We start from the raw sequence: 23666 nt of genomic DNA, 5'->3' as shown, positions 1-23666 counted from the left end.
TATTCTGTCAATTACTTTTTTACAGACTGAATGAAAATATACGCTACATCATTTTGAAATAAGGGAATATTCTGCAAGAAAGGGCATACAAAATAAAAAAGAAATAAGAAATCGTTTTCACAAACATTTCATTTGAAAAATGTTATCAAACCCCCTACAATCACCTTATACTCACTCTTACAAGTTGCTATTTTAGGAGGACTAATCATGACAACTAGCAATACGTACAAATTTTATTTAAACGGAGAATGGAGCGAAAGCTCTTCAGGAGAAACAATCGAAATTCCATCTCCATACTTACACGAAGTAATTGGACAAGTACAAGCAATTACTCGCGGAGAAGTAGATGAAGCAATTGCATCTGCAAAAGAAGCTCAAAAATCATGGGCGGAAGCTTCTCTACAAGATCGCGCAAAATACTTATATAAATGGGCTGATGAGCTCGTAAATATGCAAGATGAAATTGCTGATATCATTATGAAAGAAGTCGGTAAAGGATATAAAGATGCTAAGAAAGAAGTTGTTCGTACAGCTGACTTCATTCGTTACACAATCGAAGAAGCTTTACATATGCACGGAGAAAGCATGATGGGCGATAGCTTCCCGGGCGGTACAAAATCTAAACTTGCGATTATCCAACGTGCACCACTTGGTGTTGTATTAGCAATCGCACCGTTTAACTACCCAGTAAACTTATCTGCTGCAAAACTTGCGCCAGCATTAATTATGGGTAACGCTGTTATTTTCAAACCAGCAACTCAAGGTGCAATTAGCGGTATTAAAATGGTGGAAGCACTTCATAAAGCTGGCCTTCCAAAAGGTCTTGTGAATGTAGCGACAGGACGCGGTTCTGTAATTGGTGACTACTTAGTAGAACACGAAGGCATCAATATGGTATCGTTCACAGGTGGTACAAACACAGGTAAACATTTAGCGAAAAAAGCTTCCATGATTCCACTTGTATTAGAACTTGGTGGTAAAGATCCTGGTATCGTTCGTGAAGATGCTGACTTACAAGATGCTGCAAACCATATCGTAAGCGGTGCATTTTCTTACTCTGGTCAACGTTGTACAGCTATTAAACGCGTACTTGTACACGAAAACGTAGCGGACGAGCTTGTTGACTTATTACAAGAGCAAGTAGCTAAACTATCAGTTGGATCTCCAGAACAAGACAGCACAATCGTTCCATTAATCGACGACAAATCTGCTGATTTCGTTCAAGGTTTAGTTGACGACGCTGTAGAAAAGGGTGCAACGATCGTTATCGGTAACAAACGTGAGCGTAACTTAATTTACCCAACATTAATCGACCACGTAACAGAAGACATGAAAGTTGCTTGGGAAGAGCCATTCGGCCCAATCCTTCCAATCATCCGTGTTTCTTCAGATGAGCAAGCAATTGAAATTGCTAACAAATCAGAGTTCGGTCTGCAAGCAAGTGTCTTCACTAAAGACATTAACAAAGCATTTGCAATTGCTAACAAAATCGAAACTGGTTCTGTTCAAATTAACGGACGCACAGAGCGCGGCCCTGACCACTTCCCATTCATCGGTGTAAAAGGTTCAGGTATGGGCGCACAAGGTATTCGTAAGAGCCTTGAGTCTATGACACGTGAAAAAGTAACTGTATTAAACTTAGTTTAATCTTATATGTAGAAGCTGATCTTAAATTAGATCAGCTTCTTTTTATACAAATTAGTTCACTAGTTGTTTTTCCATAGGTAAATTCACACATTTTACAGAAATTTGATATCCTAGCCATCTCTCCGCAATATGTTCAAATGATGAAACAGAGCCTGTTGTAAAAAATTGATGCTCCGGATTCAAATTGTCAGACAGAATTCCTTTGTGCTGCAAAATTGTGCTTAACTCTATCGCTGTTTCTTCCGCAGAACTAATAATCGTTACATCTTCTCCTAGTTCCTTTTTAATATAGGACTCTAAAAGTGGATAATGCGTACATCCGAGAATTAGCGTATCTATATCTTCTTTCGTTAATGGCAGTAAAGCTTGTTTCACTTGCTCGGTTACATATGCTGTATCTTCTAATTGATTTTCTACAACTGTAGCTAAAGTCGGGCACGCATGACTATGCACTTTCAAATATGTATCAAGCTCATGCAATGCTTTTTCGTACATATTAGATTTTATCGTACCTACAGTTCCAATTACTCCGATTTCCCCTTTCTTTGTCACTTTAATTGCCGCTCTTGCTCCTGGATGTATAACGCCAATAACCGGAATAGAAAGTGCTTCTTGCAGCGCGGTCAATGCAGCCGCTGCAGCAGTATTACATGCTACAACTAGAGCTTTTAATGGAAACTGTTTGAGGAACTCAACCATTTCAAATACGAAAGATTGTACCTCTTCTACACTTCTTGGCCCATACGGACAACGCTCATTATCACCAATATAATAAATGCTCTCTTTAGGCAATTGTCTTATAATTTCTCTCGCAACTGTTAATCCCCCAACTCCCGAATCTAACACACCTATTACTGAATGTTTATGACATACAGACATATACTTCATCCCCTTTTCAATCATCTAGCGCTAATAACATTTATTATATTATGAAAATTCAATATTACATAATAATCCCTCTTACTTTTAATCACAAACTCTTCTCTATAATCTGATTATTACTATATCCATTGACGTATAAAAATTCATTTGTTACTCTTAAATACGTTAAATTAATATTTAAATCCTCATTCGTATCTCGGTGAGGTAGAGGTTGCAGTCATTAAGAGTATCATTTCAGGAGATGTAGTGGCATTGATGAACGAATGAGAAAGGAATGATTGCCGAAGTAAGCCCGTGTCCACCATGCACGCTTGCTGGGTCTGCATTGAATAAGTGCAGAACTGTCACAAACGTTTCGTTTGTGGAGAGCTATCGAGAGGTATGTCGTGGGTTTCTTATAAGATAGAAAGCATGTAGCGGCAAATTACGTGCTTTTTTTGTTTTGTTTGGGACTTCTCTTCCTGACTCAGGAAGACATACATATCTCCTCGCTTGACTTGGTTATACTAACTTTGGAGGTATTTTCTATGCAACAAAAAAAATGGGGCTTTTGGGTACTAACAGCTTTCGTTGTCGGTAACATGGTTGGCGCTGGTATTTTCATGGTGCCAAGTACGTTGGCACAAACAGCAAGCCCTCTCGGTGTCACTTTAGCTTGGTTAACAACAGGGTTTGGTGTTTTAATGCTAGCTCTTGTTTTCGGTAATTTAGCAATTCGTCGTCCTGATTTAACGACAGGACCACAAAGTCATGCATATGCTTTATTCTCAACACCAAAAAAGAAAAAAATGGCTGGTTTCAGTATGGTATGGGGATATTGGGTTGCAAACTGGGCAAGTAACGTTGCCATCATTACATCATTTGCGGGATATTTATCTCTCTTCTTCCCGATTATGAAAGATACACGACTACTATTTTCAATCGGTTCTTTTAATGTAGAAGTCGGAAAACTAATTACATTTACGATTTGTTCCATCTTACTTTGGGGAACTCATATTATATTAACAAACGGTGTAAGCGGAGCTGGAAAGCTAAACTTCTTAGCAACAACAACGAAAGTAACTGGATTCCTATTATTCATCGTCGTTACGTTATTTGCATTCGAAGCTTCTAAGTTTGGACAATGGTACACACCGATGATCGATAAATCAGGTGTATCACATGGCCTTCTTTCACAAGTAAACTTAGCTGCTCTTACGACGCTTTGGGCATTTATCGGAATTGAATCAGCGGTTCTTTTATCAAACCGTGCCGTTTCTCCAAAAACGGTAAAACGCGCAACAGTTGCGGGATTACTTATTACAGTTGCGATTTACTTAGGAATTACAATTTTAACAATGGGTGTACTTCACATTGATAAATTACAAACTTCTGAACGTCCTTTAGCAGACGCACTAAACGCTGCAATGGGTCATGGCGGAGGGAAACTGATGGCATTACTTGCTCTTACTTCCCTATTCGGTTCCATCTTAGGCTGGATTTTATTAAGCTCAGAAGTACCGTATCAAGCAGCAAAAGAAGGTTTCTTCCCTTCCTTCTTCACAAAAACAAACAAAAAAGGAAGTCCAATTTATTCATTACGATTAACAAACATTATGTCGCAAGTGTTCTTATTCTCAACATTATCAGGAACAATTGCGGAAGCTTATACATTCGTTATTACCGTATCAACACTGGCCTACCTCATTCCATATCTCGTTTCACCAATCTTCCAGTTAAAACTAGTCGCAACTGGTGAAACGTATAAAAATGAAATGCGGGCAAGAATTACAGATGGCATAGTCGCAGTGATTGCACTTTGCTACGCACTATGGGTTATTAAAACAGGAGCAGCCGATATAAAAACATTCCTTCTCGGAATTGGTTTATTCGTAATCGGCTTTGCTTTCTATCCATTAATGAATCGTGATCAGAAAAAAAATAACGAAAAGAAAAACGGGCAAGTTGCATAACGCAATTTGCTCGTTTTTTCTTTTGTAAAACATATATAATAGAACAAAGAGGTGAAAAACATGTCAATTGAATCACTATGGAGCAGCCGCTTCCAACAACATATGCAAAATATCATTACATACTTTGCACGTATGATTAACGGTTTACTATATAGCTTTATCTTTATTTCATGCGTTGGTGCATACTACTATGCTCAGTTTCTAAAAGCATCTCCTTCTAAAGGAATATCTTTACTACTCATCACGATTGTACTTACATTCATTATAACGAGATGCCCGATCCGTACATTTATTCAAAAACCTGATGCTGTCTATTTACTAGCACTAGAAGAGAAATTAACATCTTATTTCAAAAAATCTCTTCTATACAATTATATCATTCAGCTTTTCCCATTATTATTTACGTTCCTTATTCTCGTTCCACTTGCGCTACAATCATTGCAAGTAACTGTACCTTTCTTATGTACAATCTTTATCGTTTTAATGATTACGAAAGCTTGGAACATGTACATACATTGGATGTGGCGTGATAGTCATGAAAACGGCATATGGTTCATTATTCGTATTACTTGTAACGCACTCATCATTTACATGCTGTTTTACTCAGCAAACATTCTCATATTAGGCGGATTACTTTTACTACTTGCTTTCCTGCTTCTATATACGCAAAAACAGCCTACAAAACGAATACCGTGGGATTACATAATCGAGCAAGAAGAAAAAATGAACGTTCGTTTTTATCAATTTGCTAGCATATTCACCGATGTTCCGCAACTAAATAAGCAAGTAAGTAAAAGAAAATGGCTTACAAATTGGATTGAACCTTTATTACATAAAAAGCAAGCAACTTTCTTCTATTTACATACACTCGCATTTTTACGCGGGAATGATTATTTCGGTATATATATTCGTTTAGGATTGATCGGTGCCTTCGCCTTATATTTTATACCAAACATTTACGTAAAAGGCGCTATCGCATATATCGTCCTATATATGATTTCTATGCAGCTCCGTTCCCTATGGAAATATTTTTCGGGAAATATTATTGCAGCATTATATCCAATTCATACTGAGAAACGAATGAATCAATTTCTTCACTTAATCTTTATATTGCTAAGCATTCAACTCATTGTATTTTCAATTGTTATACTCATTGCTACAGGTCAATTTTTACATAGCCTTATCATTATGATTATCGGGTTACTTTGGATCAAATTTATTATTGTACCAAAAACGAAGCAACGCGTTCCCTCGTTTTAACGAAAAGAATTATCTTAAAAGCTAAGGAGAGAATAAATTCTCTCCTTAGCTTTTTATTTTTCCTTCTCAAACAAGAATCACCGGCACAATCGATATTTTTATAATTTTCACATAAAAAAATGATAATACATGTTTACGTCCTAATAAAAAGGGTATGTATTAAATTAACAAGGGAAACGAACTGGGGGGATTAAATAAATAGACAATACGACGCATTGCTCAAAGACGATTCTGGAACCGATAATATAATGTAAGGGGCGGATGAGAATGAGTAAAAAAATTGCTACTTTAATAACGGATTATTTCGAGGACACAGAATACACAGAGCCAGCAGAAGCTTTTAAACAAAAGGGATATGAATTAACAACTATTGAAGCAGAAAAAGGGAAAACGGTACACGGTAAACAAGGAAAAAGTGAAGTTGTAATTGATAAAGGTATCGATGATGTTTCTCCAGAGAACTTTGATGCCCTCTTCATACCAGGCGGATTTTCCCCAGATATACTTCGTGCAGATGAACGGTTTGTTCGCTTTAGCAAATCATTTATGGATGCGAAAAAACCTGTTTTCGCTATTTGTCATGGACCTCAGCTACTCATCACTGCACAAACACTTGAAGGACGTGATGTAACTGGATATAAATCCATTGAGGTCGACTTGAAAAATGCCGGCGGAAATTTTCATGACAAAGAGGTTGTCGTATGCCAAAATCAGCTAGTAACAAGTAGACAACCTGAAGATATCCCAGCGTTTATTGAAGAATCATTGCGTATACTAGGATAGTTACTATAGGTTAGCCAAAATAGCTGTTTAGCTACTTTGGTTAACCTTTTTATTTGTATGAAAAATAAAAAGGAATGTCATTTTTAATGACCTACGGATTCCCCCCTTCTTCGTCCCCAAATTTCTAATCACTTTTCATAGGCAGTTCTCATATAGTGAAAATGACTATATCATTCCTATCCATAAGTTAAATCATGGTTTTACACATATATAAATACAAAAGATGGGAGCCTTATTTATGAATAACAATCCACCTTCAACGCCCCCAAATCCAACGGAAACGAATACTAATGAAGTAACCTTACAAACGTTACGTGTCATCGGACTTATTGTACTGATTAGTGGCTACATATTAGTCACTCTTTCTGAAGTAGGAACGTTAAAAAATCTTTTACTACAACCGAGCACCACTCCAAATTTAGCTGAAGTTGATCCGTTTTAAAAGCCATATGAAAAGCGATTTCTAGCATCGCTTTTCATATCGTTTTATCCAATTTGAGAAACCTCCCCCTCATACTTCTCTTTCCCTATCGCTTTCATAAATAATAAAATACTGCTCATACCAACGATAAAGTAGAGAGCACTCATGCCCCAAGATGCAAGAAATGAACCTAGCATAACACCTAATGCCCCGTTCATTTTTGCCATTTGAAAGACCATTCCGTTAATCGCCATATATGAACCTCTCGCCTCATTTGGCACCATATCTGCCATAATAGATTGACGCACTGGCACATACATCATCTCGCCTACCGTTTGGAAAAGTCCTGCAATTAATAAAATCCATAAACTATTGCTCGTTCCGAGTATTGTAAATCCAATTGTATAAATGAATAAACCTACATATAAGATTTTCAAATCGTTGAAGCTTTTCAGCATTTTAATAAGAAGTGCTGAACATAACACAACTAAAATGGTGTTCTCTGCAGAAATCCAGCTCAGCATGCGAATACCTGTTAAATCAAACGTAACACCATTCCCGAATAAAAAGTGCACCGTTTCAAATTCCTTCTGCAAACGTACTCCTAAATAATTATTAATCTGAAACTCTAAAGATAACGTACATATACTTGCTGCACAAAAAATTAAAAACGCTCTATCTTTCATTACGACTTTATAACTATCTGCCATATCTTTTAATACATTTTTCTTTTCTACTGTTTTTCTAGCTACATACACCTCTTCCATATATACAGCCATCACATATAAAGTAATAATTGCAACTACTGTTAATACGATAAACAATTGTAATCTATAGTTTTCAAATAGTAGCCCTCCAAATATCGCTCCAATCGCAATGGATAAATTAATAGCCCAATAATTAATACTGTACATCACTTTTCGATTTTCAGGTGTACTCACATCAATTAACATCGCCTCTGTCGCAGGATTCATAAGTCCAGATCCTAAACTATTCACTAGCATAAATACAAATGTTAACCACGGTGAATCTACATAATCCGAATTCGCAACTCCCATACAAGCAATGGAAATGACTTGTATACTTTGACCGATAATCATCACCTTTTTACGCCCAAGCCGGTCTCCAACATATCCACCGTATAAACCAATTACTAATGAAGCTATGACATTAATGAGTAGTAAAGCACCAGCAATCGCACTACCTAACTTTATTGAAAAATAAATCGCCATAAATGGAAAAATCATCGTGGACACAGTACGTGTTAAAAACGAAGTTATAATTCTAATTTTTATATTTCGATGCATACTCCAAAATCCCATTGTTTCCCCCTCCTTATGCTTACTTATTTTACTTTGAAAAAAAGGAAGAAAAAGGTTAGAATATTCTAAAGAGTTCCCCCTTTTATAATAGAAGGAAGTGTATATATGAAAATTATGGACTATTACATTAGACTAAGACTACATGCACAAGATCAACAACATATGCGAAATAGCTTACAAGAATTAGCGGATGTTTTATATTGCAGTACGAAAAACGTAAAGATTTTATTAAAGAAAATGAGCGAGGAGCAATTAATTCACTGGACTCCAGGGGGAGGCCGCGGGAATAAAACGGAAATTCTATTTATACATAATTTCGTAGAAGCGATTGAGTCCTATACAGATGAACTGTTAGCGCAAGAAAAGTTAAAAGATATCTTTCTTCTTTTAAAAGAACCCCTACCCCTTGCACTTCAAAAAAAGATAGAAAATAAACTACATCATCATTTTGGATACGAACCTTCAAATGATATGTACGACATATTAAAGATTCCTATATCGAGAAAGCTATTCCCATTAGATCCGGCTTTTGTAGCTGTAACTACAGAGAGCCATCTTACGGGTCAAATTTTTGACACGTTAGTCGTTTATAACGATGTTACGGAAAAAATGGAACCACACATTGCGCATACGTGGGAATTAAGTGAAGACGGGCTGACGTGGACTTTTTATTTACGAAAGGACATTCATTTTCATAACGAAACAGTTTTAACTTCTAAAGATGTACAATTTTCATTTGAAAGACTAAAAGAAGTTCACTCTCCTTTTGAATGGTTAACAGAAGAAATTGTTCAAATTGAAACGCCATCACCACTGCAAATTCGATTTCATTTAGCAAAACCAAATTTATTTTTCTTACACTATGTAAGTTCCATACAACTAGCAATTTTACCGCGTGATGTGAGTATCCAAAATCATCATTACATAGGTACTGGACCTTTCAAACTTGCTCATTACTCTGAAGATAATATCGTGCTCGAAGCGTTCACTCATTATTTTAAAGAGCGCGCTTTATTAGACCGTATTGAATTTTGGGGTATTCCTGATCATGTACAAATCGATGCTGATTATGAACTACCAAATGAAGAGAAAAATGAAAGGCATAATATACAAATAGAAGAAATAGGTTGTATTTATGCTAGCTTCAACTTTACAAAATCTGGTCCTCATCACGACATTTACTTTCGAAAGGCTTGGAGAGAACTATATGACGTTGAAACGATACTTCGTAGCATAGAAGGAAGACGGACAATTGCTGCATCAAGCTTTTTCCCTGAAAGAAGCCGCAAAAGTCCTACAAGGTCCTACTCTTTAAAAAAAGCGAAAGAGTATTTAAAGAAGAGCACCTATAATGGAGAAGCGATACACATTTATTTCTTCGCATTTAAAGATAGTGCAAATGATGCATATTTCCTAAAAGAACGATGTGAAAGTTTAGGTATACAAGTAGAGCTTCACCCCTTTCTCGTTTCAGATTATATGAACCGTTCTATCGATCAACATGCCGATATTATTTTCATGGGAGAAGTGTTTGCTGCTGATCATGAACTTGCATTCTTAAATGTATTTAAAAATAAAAGTTGCTTCGTAAACCGGTTCATGGACCCGCACTATGAAAAACAAATTAACTGTTTACTTGATACATTTTTATTAGAAGAAAATAAAGAGAAGCGCTATGAGCTCATGTATGAGATCGAAGAATTTTTACAAACAGAACACATCATTTTATTTAACTATCACGTTTTAAAAAGAAAAACATATCCTTCTGCTTTAAAAAATGTAACAATTGATTCATTCGGCTGGGCAAATTTTGCGAAGTTATGGATACAGCCATCTACGTATTAAAGTGTGAGTTTTTATAAAAGGAGAAGGTACTACATCCTTAGTAGTACCTTCTTCACATACAAGTATAAACTATTATTTAATTACTCCATCTAAATGATCTTTCAAGTTCAATAAATACTGCTCAATATCCGGATTCTTCACCACATCATAACAAGCAAAGCTCTTTAACGGGCTCATACCAAGAAACTTCTGCACGCGGTGTAAATGACTAAGCGTTGATTCTAGACTTTCCCCTTCAAAGAACTTCGTCTTATCTCCAAAAGAATTTTCAGGTGCATTCCAAGTTGTAGAGAACATATACTCTTTCTCTGTTAATAAACCACCTGTTCCATATTCATCTGCACCTTTAAAGAACAAACCGTATTCATACACTTCATCCATATACGTTTTAAATAAGCCCGGTACACTAAACCAATAAATCGGCGTTTGATAAATCACAACATCAGCCCATAAAAACTTCTCTTGTTCTTCTTTAATACTATAGCCATCTTGAATCGTTGTTGTTTTCACATGATGCTTCTCACTTAATACCGTTACCATATAATCAACTAACGTTTTATTTAATCGTCCTTCTTTCGTACCGTATTTTTCATGTCCATTTATAATAAATATATTTTTCATCACTTTTCTCTCCCCTATATAATTTACTCCTCAGCTATTAACCCAAGTTGTTGTTTCAGCGTAAGATTATCTTCTAAATGCCAGTCTTCTGTAATCTTTCCGTCTTTTACATGTAAAATATCAATTGCAAAAAAATCGATTTTTTTATCGTTATGCGTTCCTGTAAAAGAAAGACGAGCTGTTACTTTATCACCAACGACTAATAAATCTTCAATCTCACAATGTATATTAGGAACGATTTTACGAAAATTTCGCGCCGCAAATTTTAATCCTTCCGTGCCTTGTGGTCGCCCTTTCGGCAATGTATGATCGAAAAAATTTTCAGTAACAGTTTGCGGAATAAGCTCCTCTTTACCTGTATCCCAAAATGCATAAAAACGCTGCGCTGCATGAACCATTTCGGTCGCTTCCTTTTGACTTAGTGAGGGATCAATTGTCATCGCTTTTGGCTTTGGCATTTCTTTTAATAACTGGACTTCCGTTTTTTCTTCGACGCCGCATGCTACAAGTACAATACAAACAACAAACAAACTAAGAAATCCAAATAACTTTTTTATCCCCATGGAAATCACCACCTCCTTATATAAATCCTTTTTGTTTCGTATTGCTATTGTATATGCACTAACTTTCTTTATGGAAGTAGTGATATTTTTTTCATATAGTTACTAAAAGTATAGTTTTGTGATACTATAAAGTAAATTCATCAAAAAAATTTTATGGAGGCTAGTTCCATGAACAATATAGATCCAGTTGAATTAACGAAAGGTTTACCTGGCATACCTTGTCCTATCGCTAAAACGCTTGATGTAATTAGTACGAAATGGACATTTTTAATCATTCGTGATCTTCTTATCGAAGGAACATTACGCTTTAGTGATTTACAAAAATCAATGGATGGTATTAGTCCAAAAACATTATCGCTTCGACTAAAAGAATTAGAGTCTCAAGGCATTATAACGAGAAAAGTATATCCAGAAGTTCCGCCTCGTGTAGAGTACACATTAACGGATAAAGGAAAGCAATTAGAGGGGATATTTATTGAATTAAAACGGTTTGGATTAAGCTTATAAAACAAAAACCCCTTACCGTCGTAAGGGGTTTTATTACTTCGCAAAACTTTCAGCTAACTGTTTCTCTCTCCACATAAATGTAATAGCAAGACCAACTATTAAAACAACTCCTGAAAAGGCATATGGATAATGAATATTCATATCAAATAATATTCCGCCCATCGCTGGTCCTGCGATATTTCCTAAACTCGTATAAGTCGAGTTCATACCAGCAACGAATCCTTGCTCTTTTCCAGCTGCTTTTGATAAAAACGTCGTTAAAGCAGGACGAAGTAAATCAAATGCTAGGAAAATGAAGCACGTAACGAGAAGTACAATCCAATAATTAAAGACTACCGTTGAAACGAACGCTAATACTGCACCTACAATTAAACATATTTGAATTAACACTTTTTCACCGAATATATCAACCAATTTACCAAACATAAATACTTGCACAACTACCCCAAAGATTGAACTAATTGTAATAATTGCCGCAATATCTTTCGGTGTAAATCCAAACTTATGATCAGAAAACAGACTAAACACAGTTTCATACGCTGATAAACCAAACGCAAGTACAAATACGATTATAAATGCGATTGCATACATTGGATGTAATGATTTCTTTAAATCACCAATAAAGCTTGATTCTTTCGTATTAGAAGAAATCTCTGCAAGCTCCTCTTTCGTTAACGGTTCTTTTAAAATAAAAATCGAAATTACACATGCTATAAAAGCAATTGCTGCTGCAACGAAAAACGGCACACGTATACCGTATTCTGCAATAAATCCGCCGATTCCAGGTCCTATAATAAAGCCGGTACTAATAGCAGCAGATAAATATCCCATCGCCTTTGGACGTTCCTGTATAGATGTAATATCCGCAACATATGCCGTAACACCAGGCATAATAAACGCAGCACTAATTCCGCCTAACACCCTCGCTGCATAAAGCATCCACACATCTGTTCCTAATCCAAAGAGAAGCTCTGAAACACCAAAAATAAATAATCCAATGATGATCATTTTCTTCCTACCATAAAGGTCGACCCACCGGCCTGTAATAGGTGAAGCAATAAGCTGAGCCATTGCAAACACTGCAACGAGATATCCCATTGTCTTACCTGTTAAACCCATATCATTCATAAAGGACGGCATAACCGGAATGATTAATCCAATCCCTAAAAAAGCGATAAATATATTACTCAAAAGAATGACCAATACCATCTTTTGTTCTTTTATCGGTTTCTTCACTTTCAACACCTCTTCCCGTAAGCTCCCCTCAAAAAAATAATGCCCAAGAAGCTTTTTCTTTATCCTGCTATTTGTGGGCTAATCATGAGTAGAGATGCCCCTACTCGTTAGAATTTCACTGTACCCTTCCACACATACATACGCATTAGGTGAATGACTATCATTCATTTTCCCTCAAAAATGAACCTACCTTCCCAGACAGGTTCATCTCACTATTTCTTTATATGTAATGCATGTGTTAAAAAATCTAGTACTTCTGCCTTTTGTAGCTCCACTTGCTCATCATCTTTATGATCATATAAATACACTTGTTCCGCTGCTGATTCAACTAGAGCGATAAATAACTTCGCTGTTCGCTCTGCGTGAACCGAATCACGAATTTCACCAGCTTCTTTCGCCCCACTTAAAAATTCACTTAACCACATATAAAGAGGCTCATACACAGCTTCCCATTCTTTTATATGTTCCGTAGATGCAAGACCTGCATACATTAAAGCTTGTATTTCACGATATTCCGCTATGAAGTGAAACACCGCATCTATTACTTGCGTAACTTTACTTGAAAAAGGCGCATCGTTTTGCACTTTTTCTTTCACTGCAAGGATCATCTTCTCAACCATCACTTCTGCTATTGCAGGCATAACAGATAACTTAGAAGGAAAATATAAATAGAAAGTTCCTTGTGCAATGCCAGCCAATTTCACGATATCAGAAATCTTCGTTTTTTCAACGCCCTTTTCCTGAAACACTTCAATAGCTGCATAGACAATTTTCTCTTTTTTATTCATCATCTAAACCCTTTCACACGCGTATTGAATGACTGTCACTCATTTTATAGAATAACTAGCTATACTGTCAATTATCGTGTACTTTTTACGATAAAAATCTCCTAACGACTTGTTAGGAGATACAGTATATCTTTACGAAAGAGCCTTTAACCCTGTCACGCCGCATACAATAAGAGCTACACTAATGATACGTGCTTTACTTTTCGACTCACCAAACAGGAACATGTTTAATAAAACGGCACCTGCTGTTCCAATACCAATCCAAACCGCATACGCGACACTTACTTGTAAAAATAAGAAAGATGTATACAAGAATGCAAAGGATGTAGCAAACCCACCTATATAAAGTGCACCATTTGCTAACGTTTTATCTTTACTATACATTTTAAGACCGATCACACCGACTATTTCACTAATTGCAGCACAAAATACGAAAAACCAACCCATCTTTAAGCAGCTCCTTCCACAGTTTCTTCTTTATTATCAGCTAGTTTTAAACCGATAACGCCGGCTACAACCATCACGATAAAGAATAATTTCCCTACACTGAAACTCCCGCCGAAAAGGAATACATCCATTAAGAAAGTACCTACCGTACCAGCTCCGGCGAAAACAGCATATACAGTCCCTGTTGCAAGATGCTCACACGCTTTAGAAAGGAAGTGAAAATCAACAGCGATAACGCCTAAAATAATAATCCAATGCCACCAAGTATCGGCTGTATTAAAACCAAACACCCAAAAAATTTCAAAGATACATGTTAATATGACATATAACCAAGCTCTATTCTTCATACCTCTCACCTCTTATGACTGACTATCAGTCATTTTTGTTTTAAAAAAATATACTCTTTCATCACTACTATATAAACAACTATCATCCTCATTTACCATTTATATTTGTTCCGTTTTCAAACTAACTACACGCTTCCACAGAAAATGACTGAATGTCATTCATGTATATTGTACATGAATATTTTAAAAACTGTCAATGCCGAAAGTTTATTTAAAATTTATTTCCTCCAGTTTGTATATTTCCTAATAATCTGTCAATACTGCTAGTAACATAATATTTTCTCCACTCCCCCTTGGAGAGATCCCTTGAATAGAGCAGTTAGCTTTTGCTAGCTGCTCTTCTTTACATTTATTTCACCCAACATACCGAATCATCGCTACTTCATCACAATAATCTACCTTTGGACAATGCCTACAATCAATCCATACTTTCTCTGGCAATGCATCTCTATTCACAAAATCAAACCCGCACTTTTGAAAAAATTCCGTTTCATATGTTAAAGAAATAACTCTACTCACTTTTATTTTCGCTGCCTCATTTATTACATGGTTTACTAACATACGTCCAATCCCTTTCCCTGCATATGTATGCGAAACGACTAACGACCGGACTTCTGCAAGGTCCTCCCCTAACACATGTAAACCAGCAACTCCGACGATTTCCCCCTCTTCTTTCACAACATACAAACACTGTAAATATTGGTAGAGAGATAAAAGAGAACGCGGTAAAACCACTCCCTCTTTTGCGTAAATCTCAATGAGACCATAAATTTCTTTCACATCACTCGTAACCGCATTAAAGATTTTCATATTCTATCCCCTTGCCCCTAATATTAATATTTATAATTTAAAATGAATTTTAATACACAATTTTATATAATAATACATCTCTCTTTTCTCCTCGTCAATCACTTTATACAAACAAAAAACCAAGCGATCTAATCGATGCTCGGTCCCTCATTTCGTATCGGTAATACGGTCGAATATTTAATTTCACGAAGTGCTAAACTCGTCTGTATCTTTGTAATACCAAGCTTATTTAGCTTTCTAATAAACTGCTCTAATTCTTTACGATCACGATTTGCAACCTTTAATAAATAATCATACTCTCCTGTTAAGCAGTGACATTCTAACACTTCAGGCATCGCTTCTAATTCTTTTTCCAGCACTTCCAACTTGTCAAATTGATGAATATTCGTACTCATAAAAATAAAGCATAACAAATCAAAACCAAGCTTTTCTTGATTTAAAATGGCTACTTGCTTATCAATGAATCCTTCTCCATCTAATCTTTTTATTCTCGCATGCATCGCAGCTGGTGATAAATTAACACGTCGCGCAAGCTCTGCATTACTTACTTGTGACTCCTTCTGCAATATATCTAAAATTTGTACGTCCAAATCATCCAACACTTTAATAACTGACGACTCCATTACAATTCCCCCTTTTTCTTACCGATGATTATTCGAAAAAACACCTTACAACTTATATAAAACTGAATATCATTTCCAAAACACTATCTAAAACAAAACATTTTATCAACTTTTATCCATTATACAAAATAATATATTACACAATAAAGAAAAATGCTAAAATTATTTACAATTCACATTGATTACAACAAAGGGGATTTTAATATGCCTTATTTTTATGTCTTTTTACTATTACTAACGAGCTTATTATGGGGAGGAAATTTCGTCGTTGGAAAATCACTCGTTGATCACGCATCTCCAATGACACTTACAAGTTTAAGATGGATGATTGCGATCGTTTGTTTATTACCAATGGTATGGTTTAAAGAAAAGAAAATCATTCCACCTCGTGCTGCCATACTTCCTTTAATACTAATGGGGATTTCAGGGGTCGCTCTTTTTAACATCTTTCAATTTCTAGCACTAGAGAAAACATCCGCAACGAATGTAGGGCTTATTTCTACATTAAATGCGATTTCAATCGCACTATTTTCTGTCTTATTTCTAAAAGAAAAAGTAAATACACTTCAAATTTTATCTATGATTCTTTCATTCTTCGGGGTTATCCTCGTCCTATTAAAAGGTAACTTTGCACTTTTATTTTCACTACATTTTAATAGCGGTGATTTATGGATGATTGCGGCAGTTTGTATTTGGGGAATGTATTCTGTTTGTAGTAAATGGGCAACAAAAACAACGACACCACTCATGGCCACATTATACTCTGGTATTTTCGGCGTTATTTTATTACTGCCATTTAACATTGGAAGCTTCACTGTTACAAATATCAACACTTCTTTTATAACATCACTTTTATATACAGGACTCATTTCCACAGTTCTTTGTATGGTATTTTGGAATGTTGGCGTACAAAAATTAGGAGCAACTACATCTGGTATTTTTCTAAACTTTAATCCCATTTTTACCGCTATTTTAGCATTCCTGTTCCTCGGTGAAGAACTAACATGGATACAAATTGTAGGGACAATAATCGTTGTGACAGGATGTTATTTATTTTCTCATTTCAAAACAGTTGCTGTTCAGCCAACTAGAGCTTTAATACGAAAACATTCGTAATGAAAAAACATCGTCATCTGAGTTGGCGATGTTTTTATTTATTCTTCATTTCTTTTATATACTGCTTTTCCTCTTCTGGTGATAAACGTTCTGTTGCCTTGCCAGTATCTCCACCTTGAAGGCTCCATAAAAAGTTGTGCTCCTCAACAGTTTGAGAAAAATCTCCTCTTTCCCATCTATTTATAATAGAAAATAACTTCATTTTATATTGAAAACCTGTACTATTTTCAATATCTCTTTTCACATTAGAAATTTCCTTGTTTGTCATTTCTACAAAACCCCATTTTTCAGAGGATTTTACCTTTTGGTGTACCATTTTGTGCATAGTAGAAATAATTTCACCTTCACTAACTTGTGAAAATTCTTCTGCAACTTTCTTCTCTTTTTCGTTTGCCACTTGCTGGGTTTGAATATTTTTATTTTCTTTTTCCACATATGCAAGCAATTTCTTTCCGCCAACTATAGACGAGAAAATTACTATAATTGTAATGCATATACCTACGCCCCATTTAAAAAGCATTATCTCTTCATCGCTTCTCTAACAAGATGACTATCTACATACTGCTTAAACTTCACAATTTTTCCGTTCTCAAGTTGCCATACATGAACAAATTCTGCTTCAAATGATTTTCCCGTGTCTTTATAAACTCCTGAATACATACCTTCAGCAATAATTACATCTTTTCCGCTTACTTCATGATATGTATTTACACTCGCTTTATAATCATCCCATTCTGATCCTAATCGGCTAAATACATTTTCCATTATTGCTTCTACACCGATATAAGTTCCCCCGTACGGGAACCCTTCCGCCTCTGTCCATTCTACTTTTTCAGAGAGGGCTTCTGCTAAATGTTTTGCATTCGAAGAAGCTGATCCTTCATATGTACTTCGAATAATTTCTAAATTTGATTTAGGCATGTTACTTCCTCCCGTTTTATTTATTTTTTATACACAGTGTAACCAAAACTGTTACACTGTGTGTAAAAATATTTAAATTGTTTTATTCTTACTCTACACATTGTAATCATTATAGTTACAACGATGATTCAAGTCAACAATTTATAAATAAGTTTACTTCGTTTTCATTACTTTCTCTTTTACGAAACGATCTACATATCCTTCTGCTTTTACAACGAATAAATACGCACCCATTGATAATAATGCAAGATCTAATTCATATCCTGGGTTCTTTCCATCTCCTAATAAACCTGCTGCTCCATTTACCTTTACGATTGCTCCAGCTAAAATAAGAGCGAATAGCAATCCTACATATCGTACGCCTAAACCGATAATTAATAATATACCACCAACTAATTCAACTGTTGCTACGCCATATGCAAGACCACCTGGTAAGCCAATGCTTGTAAACCAGCCTGCTACGTTATCGATACCTGATTGAAACTTCGCTAAACCATGTGCAAAGAACGTTACTCCTAACACGATACGAATAATTAAGTTACCAATGTATTGATTCATTTTGAACTCTCCTTTTTGTTTTGTTATGGTGAACTTTTATTCACAAGTCAAAACAATACGGTATTTCATTTCATTCGTCAAATACTTTTTTAAAGAAAACAAAAAACATTATCCCTTTTACGGATAATGTTTTCCTACAAAGTAGCGTTAATTCAAGCTTTTACTCTATCGCACAAAAAAGTTGAAACATTTTTCCAGCGCCAACATACGGCAATAAAGAAATATCCTCTTCTACAACCATTCCAACAACGTTCACTTTCTCATCTACAGGCAAATCATGTATGGCAACTTGCATTTCTCCAGCATATCTACCGTACAATTCATTATCAATTGTAATGCTGCCTTTCTTTCTTAAAGTTGCATTCATTGGCTGTAAAATCACTTTATTTTCTTCTCGTGATTCTACAGACCGAATGACATCACGGGCTGGATCCAGCCTATTTGTATGCACTCGTTCCACTATTTTTAATACTTCTTTATCAGTTATAAACGCTTTGTACCGCAGCGGAATAACCCCTCTACTCGCACTCGCTATCTCTTGTACACTTTCTACACTTCCGCTTATATCCCCGATTAACACCTTATCGACACCACAATGTTGTACAAGTTCTAAATACGCTTCAAGCGGGCGCATATTGCGATGTTTTTCTAACGTTGGTAACCCTTCATATAACGGACCACGTTTTTCCGCATCTCCTGGAATAAATGCCATTGTTTTTATTCCGCACGCATGTAAATATTCGTTTTGTTTTTGTAAAAAGGACTTTGCTAGTCCTGTTTCTGGGCGTGGGTAAAAATTATGCCACGCTTCTACATTCTCGACCCGTATCTTTTCAGTAATTAACTCTTTCCAAAATGAATCTGTAATCGTACTCGCATTTAAAGCTACTTTCATCTTGTGAGATACGCGTGCGATTTCTTTTGGCGTGATGCCATAGTCCATTCGTAAACCAGTAATTCCCCACTCTACTAACTCTTCCACATTTTCGTACGTCATTCCTAAATGGTGTAGCGATTTTTGGGAAACATCAACCATTAATTCCATTTCATTTTCAAGAGCCTGTTTCCCAAGTATTTGAATTAACTCTTTATACGTATTTGGATCATCTTCTGGTATATGAAGTGATGTAAAAATAGATAAAAATCCGTTTTTCTTCGCTACTTTTAGCCATTCTTCTTGTTTCTTTACTCGCTCTTTTGAAAGATAAATTGATACTCCTAGCATATGAATCTCCCTTTCTATGAATAAAAAAAGAGAAAGGAATCCCTTTCTCTATATGTTTTCTGCCATTTCTTCTTTAAATCCGAAGAAGTACGTAAAGATGAATCCGAAAGTATATGCAACGACTAATCCAAGGAAATATAGTAAATATTTATTATCAGCAATTAACGGAATTAATGATAATCCGGATACACCAATTCCGAGTGCAGCTGTTTTCATAACTGCTTGGAATGCACCACCGACAGCTGCCCCTAAACAAGCGGTAAGAAACGGTTTCCCAAGTGGTAATGTAACCCCGTATAATAACGGTTCGCCAATTCCTAAAAATCCAACTGGTAATGCCCCTTTAATTACGTTACGAAGTCGTTTGTTTTTTGTTTTCACATAGATGGCGATCGCAGCTCCTACTTGCCCAGCTCCAGCCATTGCGAGTACTGGTAATAAAGGTGTTACGTGCGTTTGATTAATAAACTCCATATGAATCGGTGTTAAACCGTGATGTAATCCGACCATAACGAGCGGCAAAAATGTTCCTGCAAGTACTGCTCCCGCAAACGCGCCACCAATACTTAAAATACCATTAATTCCGCTTGTAATTCCTTCAGATAAGAAACCTGCTACCGGCTGAATGGCTAACATCGTTACGATACTTACGACTAACACAGTAATAAGTGGTGTCACGATAATATCAACTGCATTTGGCACTGCTTTTCGAACTTGTCTTTCCACTACAACCATAAGCCACGCTGCAAAAATAACTGCAAACAATCCGCCCCGTCCGGGTACGAGCGCTTCACCAAATAATTTTACAGTCGCCATCGCCGGGTTGAAAATTAAAATACCAGCAATTGCCCCAAGAACCGGTGTCCCGCCAAACTCTTTCGCTGTATTCCAGCCGACTAAAATGCCTAAGAATGTAAAGATACCGCCGCCAATGAGTAGTAACATTTGTAGCCACGTTGCATTCGGATCAGCACCTGCATTTTTCGCAAAGTTAGCGACCCCATTTATAATACCTGATGCAACAAGACCCGGAATTAATGGAATGAAAATACTTCCTATTTTTCTTAAAAAGTTTTTCACCGGTGTATTATTTTTCTTCTTAATCTCTGACTTCATCTCTTGCCCAAGATCTTCAAGGTGATGATCTGCCACTTCACCAATTCGGAGTCCTGTTAAACCTTCCATCTCAGCTGCTACTTTATTTACCGTCCCCGGACCAACGACAACTTGAAGCGTCTCATCTTCAATAACTCCCATAACCCCTTCAACCTTTTTCAAAAGGTCCATATTCACTTTACTTTCATCATGAAGCGTTAATCGTAGTCTCGTCATACAATGAGCAATGCCACGAATATTTTTTACTCCCCCAAGTTGCTCTGAAATTTCTCTGGCCATTCTCTCTTCTTTCTTCATAATAGAATCCCCCTCCCTATTATTTTATAGTGCCTTTTTTACAAACCCTTTCGCTTCTTTTAATTTCTGCAGTGCTTCCCCATACTCACACTGCAATAACACCATAACAATCGCAGCTTTCACGTTACGGTCTGCTTTTTCATAATGCTCTGCCGCTACTTCATAACTAACACCTGTTGCTTCCACAATAATTCGTTTTGATCGTTCTATTAACTTTTCATTTGTAGATTGCACATCTACCATTAAGTTTTTATATACTTTCCCAACACCAATCATAGATGCTGTTGAAATCATATTGAGCACTAATTTTTGCGCTGTACCAGCCTTCAAACGCGTTGAGCCTGTTAAAATTTCTGCGCCTGTTTCTACTTCCACATTTAGTTTTGCATATTTACTTATTTCAGCATTTTTATTACAGGAGATACTCGCTGTACTCGCTCCTACACGATTCGCGTACTTCAAGCCACCAATAACATAAGGAGTTCGACCACTTGCTGCAATTCCAATTACAGTATCTTTCTCGTTTAATCCAATACTTTTTAAATCTTCGTCCGCTAACTCTTCACGGTCTTCTGCACCTTCTACCGCTTTAGTAAACGCTTTCAATCCACCTGCTATAAATCCTTGCACCATTTTATCGTCTGTGCCAAATGTCGGCGGACATTCCACTGCGTCCAAAATACCTAAACGGCCACTTGTACCAGCCCCAATGTAAATTAATCGGCCCTCTTCTTCGAAAGATTTAATAACAGTCTGCACAACTTTTTCAATCTGCTCTATTTCATTTTCAACTGCTAATGCAACAGTTCGATCTTCTTCATTCATACTTTGAAGAACTTCTTTTATGCTCATCTCATCTAAATTCATTGTCTTCTCATTACGATGTTCTGTCGATAAATTTTCTAACATATTACCACCTACTTTGAAATTTAATTTCATACTTTTATTATAACTTCAAGAAATTTAAAATCAATATTACTTTACTATTTTATGAAATTTAATTTCTTTTCATGACGAATTTATGTCCGCCCGTATGCAAAAAAAGATGGGTTTCCCCATCTTCTCATTTCAACTTCCGTAATCGCAAAGCTTCTTCTCTTGTCTCCATAAATTGATCCAACACTTTATTACCAATACGATTAAAAGTAATCACATATAGAGCATCTATCATGTTCAATTGCGTCATTCTTGAAGCAATACTCGCAATACGATGATCTTGTTCTACATCTGGCATACAAAGACGAATATCCGCCTCTTTATATAACGGTGATGATTGATCGAGCTTCGTAATCGCAATAACTGTTGCACCTTGTCTCTTCGCATATTGCGCCATTTCAAGTACATCTTTCGTACGACCAGATGTTGAAATTGCCACAAATATATCGCCTTCTTTTAAATTCGTCACAAGTGGCAACATCATATGAAAATCAGATAGCATCATCGCTGTAAATCCGAGCCTTGTAAATTTATAAGCTCCGTCCATCGCCGGAGTAGCTGATCCGCCTACCCCGTAAAAAATAATTTTATCGGCATTTACAATATGATCTGCAGCTTTTTCAAGTTCTTTTTTATCTATCGCCGTCACGCTCGCCTCAATTGCAGCTTTATTCACATACGTAACTTTATTAAACAAGTCGTACGGTCCATCTTCCGTATTCATCACTGAAAAATCGTTAATATTATAATCAGCAATCGTTAATTCGCGAACGAGCGCGATTTTAAATGCTTTAAAACTTCCGATTCCAATCGACTTACAAAAGCGAACAACACTCGCCTCACTTGCGCCCGCATTCGTTGACACTTCTTTCGTCGTTAAGTTCGGAACAATCTCTGCATTCTCCGTTATGTACATGGCAACCTTCTTTTCAGCTGGTGAAAATTGATCCATATTACTTTCAATTTTAAATAGTAATGTTGAAGCTTTCACTATTTAACCTCCACTTCTTACGGTTGCGTTTACTTATTTTCTCTTGCTTCAAGAAGGTAAAAACCATCATCGCCAGGAGGATGAAACACATTTACAATTCGATTCCCCTTTTTATATGACGTTATTTCACCTTCAGATCGCTGCTTTTCCCATCCATGTATCCAAATTGCAAAGTCGGGTACAAAAGCAGTGTACTTATAGTCTTTCGGGTTTTCGTCTTCTACATAAGAAGAAAAAATAGAAACCGGAAAATCTTTCACCTTTGATTCTTTCCATGCAGTAAATGGTATACATACTGCAATAAGTACGATTACACTGATAACCTTCCCCTTCGTAATCTTCACACTTCCCTCTCCTCGCCCTATCACATACATAGATTTTACCATAATTACAAACCCTTCATGCTATATGATCATTGCTTTTAGGAATAAAAAAAGAGCTTACCTACATCA

26 protein-coding genes and 1 riboswitch are annotated in these 23666 nt (G+C 36.2%); of the genes, 8 read left to right on the top strand and 18 right to left on the bottom strand.

The window, feature by feature from the left end:
- Window positions 1-207 precede the first annotated feature (207 nt).
- Window positions 208-1647 (top strand): NADP-dependent glyceraldehyde-3-phosphate dehydrogenase, encoded by a 1440-nt coding sequence (gene gapN, locus ACTFRN_RS11150; RefSeq protein WP_088106515.1) that lies wholly within the window; start codon window positions 208-210, stop codon window positions 1645-1647.
- Window positions 1648-1698: 51 nt separating this feature from the next.
- On the opposite strand, the gene racE is transcribed toward gapN, so the two are convergent.
- A complete protein-coding gene (racE, locus tag ACTFRN_RS11145) occupies window positions 1699-2526 on the bottom strand; it encodes a glutamate racemase (protein WP_074567639.1) in 828 nt (275 codons plus the stop codon).
- Window positions 2527-2726: 200 nt separating this feature from the next.
- Window positions 2727-2909: riboswitch (Lysine riboswitch) on the top strand.
- A gap of 147 nt (window positions 2910-3056) precedes the next feature.
- Between racE and ACTFRN_RS11140 the strand changes: the two genes are divergently transcribed.
- The 4 genes from ACTFRN_RS11140 (at window position 3057) to ACTFRN_RS11125 (ending at window position 6966) form a co-directional block, all read left to right on the top strand.
- Window positions 3057-4481, top strand: coding sequence for an amino acid permease (locus ACTFRN_RS11140; protein ID WP_001186313.1), 1425 nt, complete (start codon window positions 3057-3059; stop codon window positions 4479-4481).
- Between the two features lie 60 nt (window positions 4482-4541).
- A complete protein-coding gene (locus tag ACTFRN_RS11135; RefSeq protein ID WP_074615304.1) occupies window positions 4542-5741 on the top strand; it encodes an ABC transporter permease in 1200 nt (399 codons plus the stop codon).
- Between the two features lie 267 nt (window positions 5742-6008).
- The gene (locus tag ACTFRN_RS11130; protein ID WP_000037554.1) at window positions 6009-6524 is read left to right on the top strand and encodes a type 1 glutamine amidotransferase domain-containing protein; all 516 of its coding nucleotides are present in this window, start codon (window positions 6009-6011) and stop codon (window positions 6522-6524) included.
- Between the two features lie 238 nt (window positions 6525-6762).
- Complete coding sequence (locus tag ACTFRN_RS11125; RefSeq protein ID WP_001063869.1) at window positions 6763-6966, top strand: hypothetical protein; 204 nt, start codon at window positions 6763-6765, stop codon at window positions 6964-6966.
- A gap of 44 nt (window positions 6967-7010) precedes the next feature.
- Here ACTFRN_RS11125 and ACTFRN_RS11120 read toward each other — a convergent pair whose 3' ends face one another.
- Entirely contained in the window at window positions 7011-8267 is a 1257-nt protein-coding gene (locus ACTFRN_RS11120) for an MDR family MFS transporter (protein WP_088106516.1), read from the bottom strand.
- 105 nt (window positions 8268-8372) lie between these two features.
- Between ACTFRN_RS11120 and ACTFRN_RS11115 the strand changes: the two genes are divergently transcribed.
- Window positions 8373-10112, top strand: a complete 1740-nt coding sequence (locus ACTFRN_RS11115) for an SgrR family transcriptional regulator (RefSeq protein WP_088106517.1) — start codon at window positions 8373-8375, stop codon at window positions 10110-10112.
- A 72-nt stretch (window positions 10113-10184) separates the two neighbouring features.
- Here ACTFRN_RS11115 and ACTFRN_RS11110 read toward each other — a convergent pair whose 3' ends face one another.
- Window positions 10185-10733, bottom strand: coding sequence for an NAD(P)H-dependent oxidoreductase (locus ACTFRN_RS11110; RefSeq protein WP_011040036.1), 549 nt, complete (start codon window positions 10731-10733; stop codon window positions 10185-10187).
- 23 nt (window positions 10734-10756) lie between these two features.
- The gene (locus tag ACTFRN_RS11105) at window positions 10757-11296 is read right to left on the bottom strand and encodes an ester cyclase (protein ID WP_014893278.1); all 540 of its coding nucleotides are present in this window, start codon (window positions 11294-11296) and stop codon (window positions 10757-10759) included.
- Between the two features lie 168 nt (window positions 11297-11464).
- Here ACTFRN_RS11105 and ACTFRN_RS11100 point away from each other — a divergent pair, with 168 nt between their 5' ends.
- Entirely contained in the window at window positions 11465-11803 is a 339-nt protein-coding gene (locus ACTFRN_RS11100; RefSeq protein ID WP_001059470.1) for a winged helix-turn-helix transcriptional regulator, read from the top strand.
- Between the two features lie 33 nt (window positions 11804-11836).
- Here ACTFRN_RS11100 and ACTFRN_RS11095 read toward each other — a convergent pair whose 3' ends face one another.
- The 6 genes from ACTFRN_RS11095 to ACTFRN_RS11070 form a co-directional block, all read right to left on the bottom strand.
- Complete coding sequence (locus tag ACTFRN_RS11095) at window positions 11837-13039, bottom strand: MFS transporter (RefSeq protein WP_000742937.1); 1203 nt, start codon at window positions 13037-13039, stop codon at window positions 11837-11839.
- Window positions 13040-13251: 212 nt separating this feature from the next.
- Window positions 13252-13830 carry a TetR family transcriptional regulator gene (locus ACTFRN_RS11090; RefSeq protein ID WP_016716563.1) on the bottom strand — a complete coding sequence of 193 codons (579 nt, stop codon included), beginning with the start codon at window positions 13828-13830 and terminating at the stop codon, window positions 13252-13254.
- 129 nt (window positions 13831-13959) lie between these two features.
- Window positions 13960-14274: a DMT family transporter gene (locus tag ACTFRN_RS11085; RefSeq protein ID WP_000539674.1), complete on the bottom strand. Its 315-nt coding sequence runs from the start codon at window positions 14272-14274 to the stop codon at window positions 13960-13962.
- 2 nt (window positions 14275-14276) lie between these two features.
- Window positions 14277-14621, bottom strand: a complete 345-nt coding sequence (locus tag ACTFRN_RS11080) for a DMT family transporter (protein ID WP_000796016.1) — start codon at window positions 14619-14621, stop codon at window positions 14277-14279.
- Between the two features lie 354 nt (window positions 14622-14975).
- A complete protein-coding gene (locus ACTFRN_RS11075) occupies window positions 14976-15431 on the bottom strand; it encodes an N-acetyltransferase (RefSeq protein WP_074567637.1) in 456 nt (151 codons plus the stop codon).
- Between the two features lie 128 nt (window positions 15432-15559).
- Window positions 15560-16054: an Lrp/AsnC family transcriptional regulator gene (locus ACTFRN_RS11070; protein ID WP_000446093.1), complete on the bottom strand. Its 495-nt coding sequence runs from the start codon at window positions 16052-16054 to the stop codon at window positions 15560-15562.
- A gap of 204 nt (window positions 16055-16258) precedes the next feature.
- On the opposite strand from ACTFRN_RS11070, the gene ACTFRN_RS11065 reads away from it, so the two are divergent.
- Window positions 16259-17170 (top strand): DMT family transporter, encoded by a 912-nt coding sequence (locus tag ACTFRN_RS11065; protein ID WP_001146279.1) that lies wholly within the window; start codon window positions 16259-16261, stop codon window positions 17168-17170.
- 34 nt (window positions 17171-17204) lie between these two features.
- On the opposite strand, the gene ACTFRN_RS11060 is transcribed toward ACTFRN_RS11065, so the two are convergent.
- The 8 genes from ACTFRN_RS11060 to ACTFRN_RS11025 form a co-directional block, all read right to left on the bottom strand.
- Entirely contained in the window at window positions 17205-17690 is a 486-nt protein-coding gene (locus ACTFRN_RS11060) for a PRK06770 family protein (RefSeq protein ID WP_014893279.1), read from the bottom strand.
- Complete coding sequence (locus tag ACTFRN_RS11055) at window positions 17690-18091, bottom strand: nuclear transport factor 2 family protein (RefSeq protein ID WP_014893280.1); 402 nt, start codon at window positions 18089-18091, stop codon at window positions 17690-17692. The genes ACTFRN_RS11060 and ACTFRN_RS11055 overlap by 1 nt, the downstream gene beginning before the upstream one ends.
- Before the next feature lie 153 nt (window positions 18092-18244).
- The gene (locus ACTFRN_RS11050; RefSeq protein WP_014893281.1) at window positions 18245-18649 is read right to left on the bottom strand and encodes a DoxX family protein; all 405 of its coding nucleotides are present in this window, start codon (window positions 18647-18649) and stop codon (window positions 18245-18247) included.
- Window positions 18650-18809: 160 nt separating this feature from the next.
- Window positions 18810-19874 carry a DUF871 domain-containing protein gene (locus tag ACTFRN_RS11045; RefSeq protein ID WP_074567636.1) on the bottom strand — a complete coding sequence of 355 codons (1065 nt, stop codon included), beginning with the start codon at window positions 19872-19874 and terminating at the stop codon, window positions 18810-18812.
- Between the two features lie 48 nt (window positions 19875-19922).
- A complete protein-coding gene (locus tag ACTFRN_RS11040; protein ID WP_049114271.1) occupies window positions 19923-21287 on the bottom strand; it encodes a PTS transporter subunit EIIC in 1365 nt (454 codons plus the stop codon).
- Window positions 21288-21311: 24 nt separating this feature from the next.
- Window positions 21312-22196, bottom strand: coding sequence for an N-acetylmuramic acid 6-phosphate etherase (murQ, locus tag ACTFRN_RS11035; RefSeq protein WP_049114273.1), 885 nt, complete (start codon window positions 22194-22196; stop codon window positions 21312-21314).
- A 154-nt stretch (window positions 22197-22350) separates the two neighbouring features.
- Complete coding sequence (locus tag ACTFRN_RS11030; protein WP_000648179.1) at window positions 22351-23214, bottom strand: MurR/RpiR family transcriptional regulator; 864 nt, start codon at window positions 23212-23214, stop codon at window positions 22351-22353.
- Between the two features lie 29 nt (window positions 23215-23243).
- A complete protein-coding gene (locus ACTFRN_RS11025) occupies window positions 23244-23558 on the bottom strand; it encodes an outer surface protein (RefSeq protein ID WP_074567645.1) in 315 nt (104 codons plus the stop codon).
- Window positions 23559-23666 lie beyond the last annotated feature (108 nt).

Origin of the sequence: Bacillus cereus group sp. MYBK245-2 (assembly GCF_051916145.1) — a bacterium.
GTDB classification, from domain to species: Bacteria; Bacillota; Bacilli; order Bacillales; family Bacillaceae_G; genus Bacillus_A; species Bacillus_A pacificus.
This window is presented reverse-complemented; position numbering and strand designations above follow the sequence as displayed.

Excerpts from the sequence above, each read along its gene's own strand:
- ACTFRN_RS11120 (WP_088106516.1), bottom strand. The coding sequence starts at position 8,267 with ATGGGATTTTGGAGTATGCATCGAAATATAAAAATTAGAATTATAACT.
- ACTFRN_RS11060 (WP_014893279.1), bottom strand. The coding sequence starts at position 17,690 with ATGCTTTTTAAATGGGGCGTAGGTATATGCATTACAATTATAGTAATT.
- ACTFRN_RS11085 (WP_000539674.1), bottom strand. The coding sequence starts at position 14,274 with ATGGGTTGGTTTTTCGTATTTTGTGCTGCAATTAGTGAAATAGTCGGT.
- ACTFRN_RS11065 (WP_001146279.1), top strand. The coding sequence starts at position 16,259 with ATGCCTTATTTTTATGTCTTTTTACTATTACTAACGAGCTTATTATGG.
- ACTFRN_RS11140 (WP_001186313.1), top strand. The coding sequence starts at position 3,057 with ATGCAACAAAAAAAATGGGGCTTTTGGGTACTAACAGCTTTCGTTGTC.
- racE (WP_074567639.1), bottom strand. The coding sequence starts at position 2,526 with ATGTCTGTATGTCATAAACATTCAGTAATAGGTGTGTTAGATTCGGGA.
- gapN (WP_088106515.1), top strand. The coding sequence starts at position 208 with ATGACAACTAGCAATACGTACAAATTTTATTTAAACGGAGAATGGAGC.
- ACTFRN_RS11110 (WP_011040036.1), bottom strand. The coding sequence starts at position 10,733 with ATGAAAAATATATTTATTATAAATGGACATGAAAAATACGGTACGAAA.
- ACTFRN_RS11045 (WP_074567636.1), bottom strand. The coding sequence starts at position 19,874 with ATGCTAGGAGTATCAATTTATCTTTCAAAAGAGCGAGTAAAGAAACAA.
- ACTFRN_RS11130 (WP_000037554.1), top strand. The coding sequence starts at position 6,009 with ATGAGTAAAAAAATTGCTACTTTAATAACGGATTATTTCGAGGACACA.
- ACTFRN_RS11105 (WP_014893278.1), bottom strand. The coding sequence starts at position 11,296 with ATGGGGATAAAAAAGTTATTTGGATTTCTTAGTTTGTTTGTTGTTTGT.
- ACTFRN_RS11055 (WP_014893280.1), bottom strand. The coding sequence starts at position 18,091 with ATGCCTAAATCAAATTTAGAAATTATTCGAAGTACATATGAAGGATCA.
- murQ (WP_049114273.1), bottom strand. The coding sequence starts at position 22,196 with ATGTTAGAAAATTTATCGACAGAACATCGTAATGAGAAGACAATGAAT.
- ACTFRN_RS11100 (WP_001059470.1), top strand. The coding sequence starts at position 11,465 with ATGAACAATATAGATCCAGTTGAATTAACGAAAGGTTTACCTGGCATA.
- ACTFRN_RS11080 (WP_000796016.1), bottom strand. The coding sequence starts at position 14,621 with ATGAAGAATAGAGCTTGGTTATATGTCATATTAACATGTATCTTTGAA.
- ACTFRN_RS11075 (WP_074567637.1), bottom strand. The coding sequence starts at position 15,431 with ATGAAAATCTTTAATGCGGTTACGAGTGATGTGAAAGAAATTTATGGT.
- ACTFRN_RS11070 (WP_000446093.1), bottom strand. The coding sequence starts at position 16,054 with ATGGAGTCGTCAGTTATTAAAGTGTTGGATGATTTGGACGTACAAATT.
- ACTFRN_RS11115 (WP_088106517.1), top strand. The coding sequence starts at position 8,373 with ATGAAAATTATGGACTATTACATTAGACTAAGACTACATGCACAAGAT.
- ACTFRN_RS11040 (WP_049114271.1), bottom strand. The coding sequence starts at position 21,287 with ATGAAGAAAGAAGAGAGAATGGCCAGAGAAATTTCAGAGCAACTTGGG.
- ACTFRN_RS11050 (WP_014893281.1), bottom strand. The coding sequence starts at position 18,649 with ATGAATCAATACATTGGTAACTTAATTATTCGTATCGTGTTAGGAGTA.
- ACTFRN_RS11135 (WP_074615304.1), top strand. The coding sequence starts at position 4,542 with ATGTCAATTGAATCACTATGGAGCAGCCGCTTCCAACAACATATGCAA.
- ACTFRN_RS11090 (WP_016716563.1), bottom strand. The coding sequence starts at position 13,830 with ATGATGAATAAAAAAGAGAAAATTGTCTATGCAGCTATTGAAGTGTTT.
- ACTFRN_RS11125 (WP_001063869.1), top strand. The coding sequence starts at position 6,763 with ATGAATAACAATCCACCTTCAACGCCCCCAAATCCAACGGAAACGAAT.